We start from the raw sequence: 4940 nt of genomic DNA on the forward strand, positions 1-4940 counted from the left end.
GCTTAGCTTTTGTGATTATGCCAGATCCCCGCCTCTGATGCACACCCAAGCAGGGATCCCTCGCTCAAGGCAACAAGGGAAACAAACATTTGTCCAGGTCAGGACTTGAGCATCTTGGCCGGCATGACAATGAGGGTATTTCCCTGTCGCTCCACCACGTAGAGCTCCTGTCCGGCTTGGATTTCCAGGTTGGGAATGCTGCACTTGGCGTTCCAGGTGGAACCCAGATAAGAAACCCGCCCCCGTTCGCCTGGGGGAATGGGGGTGATTGCCCGCGCCTCGCGAGATTCCTCTACCTGAACCGATCCATGGGGCACCAGACGGCGACTGAGGATAATCAACACCACCGATGCCCCAATCCAGCTGGCAAATTGTACCCAGATCGGCAGCCCCAAATAAGCCAAAAGCCCTGCCAAGAGCGCCGCCAGCCCCACCGAGCCGGCAACCAATTCTGGCAAAAACAATTCGGCAGAAATGAGGACTAACCCTATGACGATCCAAGGCCAAACCATAGAATCCAGGGATCCCACCAAATTCAGTATGGCTCAAAACCCCTGGATCCTCAGCAGGGATCCCTTGAGAAGACTCAGTTGGGGCCTACCCGCCCAAGCGGTAGTTCTCCAAAAACTGCAGGGGATCCATCTCTTCCTGAGGGGAGCTTTTGGGTAGGTTCTTGGATTCGGCGATCCGCATCAAGGTCTCCCAGTCGGTGCTCATGACAAAGGCCACGGCTTGGCGAGCCGCCTCTCGGTGGGGGCAGTCCTCTCCCAAGACACAGCCATCTCGACAGAGGGTGGCGCAATCGTGCGCGGTGCTCCTGGGATCCGGGCCAGCCATGATGTCTTCCTCTCGGTGGGTTTCACGTTTTCTTTAGGATACCTGAAGAGAATCTTGCGCTTGCAGGAGATTTTGGGCAGGGCGGGTAGCTTGGATGAGGAGATGAGGCGACAAGACCTGTTCAAGCAAGAGGAGCCTTATGGAGTTTTCGCAATTGCAAGCGCTGGTGGATCGAGCGCTGGAAGACAAAAAGCTCACCCGCACAGAGGTGGATCAAATCGTCAACGCCATCCGGTCGGACGGCAAAATCTCCCCCGAAGAGATGGGCTTGCTGGAGTCCATTCGCGAAATGGTGCTCCGCCGGGAGATTCAGGTGGTGGAAACGGCAGATTAAGGGGCAGGGATCCCCAAGTAGAGGGTGACTTCGCTGCGATTGTGAAACAGGTGGCGGGCTCTCACCAGGGGGAAGGCACTACCCAAAATCTCCAGACTTTGCCGCAGCACCCGCAGGCGGTGTTGGTGGGGTAGCTTCAGGGTCATCACAGCTCTCCCCTGTGGCTGCAGATGGGGGGCAAAAGCCACCATCAGGCGGGCAGAAGCCGGGCCATCCATGCGCATGTCGTTGAGGATGAGGTGAAACCGGCCTGGGCCACGGGCCAGGTAGGCTTGGGCGCTGAGGCGATGGTGGCAGATCCCCGGATCTTGGCTGAGGCGCTCGTGCAAGTCCCCCGGATCCACTGCCGTGACCTGCTGGCCATATAGGCGCAAAATGCGCGACCATCCCCCCGGTGCTGCCCCCAGATCCAGAGCCTGTCCCCCCGGCACCAAGGGAATCTGAAACACCTGGATGGCCTCCAGCAGCTTAAACTCGGAGCGGCTGATTTGCTCTGGATCCCGCCGAAAGCGATGGATCCCACCGGCCCAGTTGGAGAGGTTCTGGGCAGCCAAGGATAGGCCCAGCCAAGCGCGAATGCCCATCGGTTGAGCCAGGATCACCACCGAGATTACCTGCTGGGGGTCTTTGACCTGCAGGGGGGATCCCACCGCCGCCATCACCTGTTCTGCCAAGGTTTCATTGACCTGGAAGGGCTTGAGATTCCGCTCCCCAAACAGGCGCGTCTGAACCGAAAAGCTGAGGGCGGGGTCAATGGCTGCCAACATTTCCCCATCAAGGCGCAATTCAACTGGGGATCCCCCAGATAGCCGCCGTTCTTGGTGAATGGGGCAGATGTGGCGTAAAAAAATGGGCGGGTCAGCTTGCCAAGCCTCAGCCAGGTCAGCAAATGAGCGTTGGCTGCACACCCATACCAAGCCAGGTGCTTCCTTTAGCCGCTGCACGGCAGCCTCTGGATCCGCAGCTTCTATCTCCCGGATCGCCAAATCCATAAAATCCGGGTCGGCGCTGCCCAGCCATGTATGGGTATCAGGGGGGAGAGGATTGCTCAACGGGCTCGCTGCCAACGCACGTAGGGTAAAGAAGCGGCTACTTGCTGAATCTGGGCTTGGGCGGCCAGCAGTTGTCCTGTGGCGTCCCAGGTGCCCTGCACCAGCATTTGCCAGGCTCCCTGGGGGATCTCCACAGCAGCGGTATTTGCCTCCCAGCGCACCTGTTTGTTGGGCAGATCCAGCGTTAACTGGAGCTGGGGATTTTCCGCCACCGCCTTCTGCAGGGCTTGAATCACAGCCGGGGGTGCCGTAACACAAGGGATCCCTAGGGCCAAGCAGTTGCCGAAGAAAATCTCGGCAAAGCTTTCGCCAATGAGGGCGCGGATCCCCCATTTGGCCAGCGCTTGGGGGGCATGCTCCCGGCTGGAGCCACAGCCAAAATTGGCATTGACCACGAGGATCTGGGCTCCCTGGTACTGGGGTTGATCGAAGGGGTGTTGGCCGGGATCCTGGGCGCGGTCGTCGGCAAACACGTGCTGGCCCAAGCTGTCGAAGGTGACGCACTTCAAAAAGCGGGCCGGGATAATCCGATCGGTGTCGATGTCGTTGCCCAGCAGGGGGATCCCTCGGCCTGTGACGGTCAAAACTTCGCTTGACATGGGAACTTGATGAATTCTCCCAGAGAGGACTTCAGGGTATCGCAACGTTCGGCAAAACCCTGCCCAACGGCAAAGGAAAGCCGGCAAAAGGGGAAGGCTCAGCTCGGCTACCGGCGGTAAACCTGATTTTCCAAATTGCGCACCTGCCGCTCCAGCCGATCCAGCCGCCCCCGCAGCTCGTCCATTTCCGATTGGCGGGGCACGCCCAGATCCTGCAGGACGTTGCGCACCTGCCGCTGAACGTAGGATTCAAAGTTACTCTGCTCGGCCTTCACCTGGTTGAGCAGGTTGTTGATGACATTGGATGCCTCTTCTGGGTTGAGCTGCCCCTTCTGCACCAAGTCGTCGGCAGCCTTTCTCAACTGTTCTGCCAGCAGAGTGGTTGTGCCCACGCCCATTAGCAAGAGCTGACGTAAGATACTGTTGTTGTCCAATGCTGCCCTCCAAAGGACGCTTCGCGAACGGTACGGGCCTCCATGACTACCCATTTTCCTCAGTTTGCCCTCAACTTCGCAACCGGCTCGGCCAGTTTCTCCCTTTCGCCTGAGGCGGCACAACAATGGCACAAGGCTCTGCAAATCCTCTTGGAGCGACTCAAGATCCGTTCCCGACAGCAGCCTCAGGAGCCGGTTGAGTTTCGTTACCCTACTGAAGATTTCAGCTTGGAGATGTTCTGCAACCCCAACATCTGGGCTGGCCCCCACGCAGCCAAGGTGCTGGTGACTCTGAAAACCAAGGTGCTGCGCCTTTCCACCGAAGTGGAGTTCTCTCGCCTTCAAGAAGACCTCAGCCAATATCTGGAGTCCCTAACATGAGCGAAGATGCCCATGCTGCGGGAGAGGAGCCCGCGGCCATTACGGTGACGCAACTGCTGGACGAGCCGTCAGAGGGGATCCCCGGCCACTTGGAAGTGGTTGCCCTCACTTGGCACGACCGCCAGCGATCCCGGCAACGGCTGGTGAGCGACTGGGGCACCGAGATCCAGCTGATGCTGCCCCGCGGCACCCATCTTCACGATGGGGATCTGCTCTATGCGGATGCGCAGCGACACATTCGGGTCAGAGCCCAACCCGAACCGGTGCTCTTGATTCAACCTGAAAACCCCATCCAGATGGGCCAAGTGATTCATCAACTGGGCAATTGGCACCGTCCGGCCCACGTTTCCCCCCAAGGGCAGATCCTGGCGCTGGCCGATGATCCGCTGCAGGACTGGCTGGCCCACATGGGGATCCCGTTTCGGTTGGAGATGGCTGTCTTCGAGCCCAACCTGTTGGCCCACAGCCATTAACCTGGGCCTCTCTGAGCACAAACCCGTCCCTCAGACCTATGGCCTAGGCCCCACCCTCTGCTCCTCTGGTTACCAACCGCGCTGCAAACTCTCGGTGTTCCTCCGACTCAATTCCCCTTTGCAGCACACCCAACACCTGCTGCATGTTGCCCGTCAGCAGCGCGTCCACGGCTAACCACAACCCCGGAAACACTCGACTGTACAAGACGCCCGACTCATTGGGCTGTTGCAGCACGTACTCTCCATTCTGGAAGACATACCAGCGAAAGGCTTGCTCTTGGGTTAGCCAGACCAGATATTCCCGCACGCCGTTGCGCCGGTAGGCCCGCAGCTTATCATGCAGGTCGTAGGAAGCTGTGCTGGCGGCAATCTCCACAATCAGCTCCGGTGCACCCTCAATGTAGTCATCCTCGCTAATGCGGGACTGTCCCCCACAAGATTCGTGCATCCGCAATATGGCATCTGGCTGCGGCTCATTGTCCAAGTCCAGGCGAACGGTTGGATTGCCCGCCGACTCAACCCCCGGCGTTGCTGCTTCATAAACTCCCAGCCAGGCCATGATGTGGCTGTGTGGTCTGCCATGTCGGCGATATCTGAGGGGAGATGCCACGTAAACAATTCCCTCAATCAGCTCGGCTTTTTTGAGCTGAGGCATGGCTTGATAGCGCCGTTCAAACTCATCGCGGGTGAGACGATCGCCGCTTTCTAAGATGGGCAGTTCACGGAAGGAAGGGCTACTGACGCTCATGACCAGCTCTCTTACCAGCAGTCGCGACAGTGTTGCGGAGCAATATCGATGACTGATACATTTACGCTGAACACTGCTGAAC

At 58.7% G+C, this 4940-nt stretch carries 9 protein-coding genes; 3 read left to right on the plus strand and 6 right to left on the minus strand.

Annotation, left to right across the window (positions count from 1 at the left end):
* Positions 1 to 98: 98 nt before the first annotated feature.
* Together NW856_RS13075 and NW856_RS13080 are read right to left on the minus strand one after the other, a co-directional pair.
* A complete protein-coding gene (locus NW856_RS13075; RefSeq protein WP_414329493.1) occupies positions 99 to 512 on the minus strand; it encodes an NfeD family protein in 414 nt (137 codons plus the stop codon).
* 85 nt (positions 513 to 597) lie between these two features.
* On the minus strand, positions 598 to 837 hold the full coding sequence (locus tag NW856_RS13080; RefSeq protein ID WP_011433611.1) for a hypothetical protein: 240 nt from the start codon (positions 835 to 837) through the stop codon (positions 598 to 600).
* Positions 838 to 976: 139 nt separating this feature from the next.
* Between NW856_RS13080 and NW856_RS13085 the strand changes: the two genes are divergently transcribed.
* Positions 977 to 1171, plus strand: a complete 195-nt coding sequence (locus NW856_RS13085; protein ID WP_414400614.1) for a hypothetical protein — start codon at positions 977 to 979, stop codon at positions 1169 to 1171.
* On the opposite strand, the gene NW856_RS13090 is transcribed toward NW856_RS13085, so the two are convergent.
* The 3 genes from NW856_RS13090 to NW856_RS13100 form a co-directional block, all read right to left on the minus strand.
* Complete coding sequence (locus NW856_RS13090) at positions 1168 to 2223, minus strand: SAM-dependent methyltransferase (protein WP_414400615.1); 1056 nt, start codon at positions 2221 to 2223, stop codon at positions 1168 to 1170. The two genes, NW856_RS13085 and NW856_RS13090, sit on opposite strands and share 4 nt — an antisense overlap.
* Entirely contained in the window at positions 2220 to 2822 is a 603-nt protein-coding gene (leuD, locus tag NW856_RS13095) for a 3-isopropylmalate dehydratase small subunit (protein ID WP_414400616.1), read from the minus strand. Before leuD ends, NW856_RS13090 begins: the two co-directional genes overlap by 4 nt.
* Positions 2823 to 2929: 107 nt before the next feature.
* Positions 2930 to 3256: a phasin family protein gene (locus NW856_RS13100; RefSeq protein ID WP_011433607.1), complete on the minus strand. Its 327-nt coding sequence runs from the start codon at positions 3254 to 3256 to the stop codon at positions 2930 to 2932.
* Positions 3257 to 3298: 42 nt separating this feature from the next.
* Here NW856_RS13100 and NW856_RS13105 point away from each other — a divergent pair, with 42 nt between their 5' ends.
* The gene (locus NW856_RS13105) at positions 3299 to 3637 is read left to right on the plus strand and encodes a hypothetical protein (RefSeq protein WP_011433606.1); all 339 of its coding nucleotides are present in this window, start codon (positions 3299 to 3301) and stop codon (positions 3635 to 3637) included.
* A complete protein-coding gene (locus NW856_RS13110; protein ID WP_414330672.1) occupies positions 3634 to 4110 on the plus strand; it encodes an urease accessory protein UreE in 477 nt (158 codons plus the stop codon). The genes NW856_RS13105 and NW856_RS13110 overlap by 4 nt, the downstream gene beginning before the upstream one ends.
* A 43-nt stretch (positions 4111 to 4153) precedes the next feature.
* Here the strand turns inward: NW856_RS13110 and NW856_RS13115 are convergent, their stop codons facing one another.
* Positions 4154 to 4915 carry a Uma2 family endonuclease gene (locus tag NW856_RS13115; protein ID WP_414400618.1) on the minus strand — a complete coding sequence of 254 codons (762 nt, stop codon included), beginning with the start codon at positions 4913 to 4915 and terminating at the stop codon, positions 4154 to 4156.
* Positions 4916 to 4940: the final 25 nt, after the last annotated feature.

Origin of the sequence: Synechococcus sp. R3-13 (genome assembly GCF_047462195.1) — a bacterium.
Classification (GTDB): Bacteria; Cyanobacteriota; Cyanobacteriia; order Thermostichales; family Thermostichaceae; genus Thermostichus.

Excerpts from the sequence above, each read along its gene's own strand:
- NW856_RS13075 (WP_414329493.1), bottom strand. The coding sequence starts at position 512 with ATGGTTTGGCCTTGGATCGTCATAGGGTTAGTCCTCATTTCTGCCGAA.
- NW856_RS13105 (WP_011433606.1), top strand. The coding sequence starts at position 3,299 with ATGACTACCCATTTTCCTCAGTTTGCCCTCAACTTCGCAACCGGCTCG.
- NW856_RS13080 (WP_011433611.1), bottom strand. The coding sequence starts at position 837 with ATGGCTGGCCCGGATCCCAGGAGCACCGCGCACGATTGCGCCACCCTC.
- NW856_RS13110 (WP_414330672.1), top strand. The coding sequence starts at position 3,634 with ATGAGCGAAGATGCCCATGCTGCGGGAGAGGAGCCCGCGGCCATTACG.
- leuD (WP_414400616.1), bottom strand. The coding sequence starts at position 2,822 with ATGTCAAGCGAAGTTTTGACCGTCACAGGCCGAGGGATCCCCCTGCTG.
- NW856_RS13085 (WP_414400614.1), top strand. The coding sequence starts at position 977 with ATGGAGTTTTCGCAATTGCAAGCGCTGGTGGATCGAGCGCTGGAAGAC.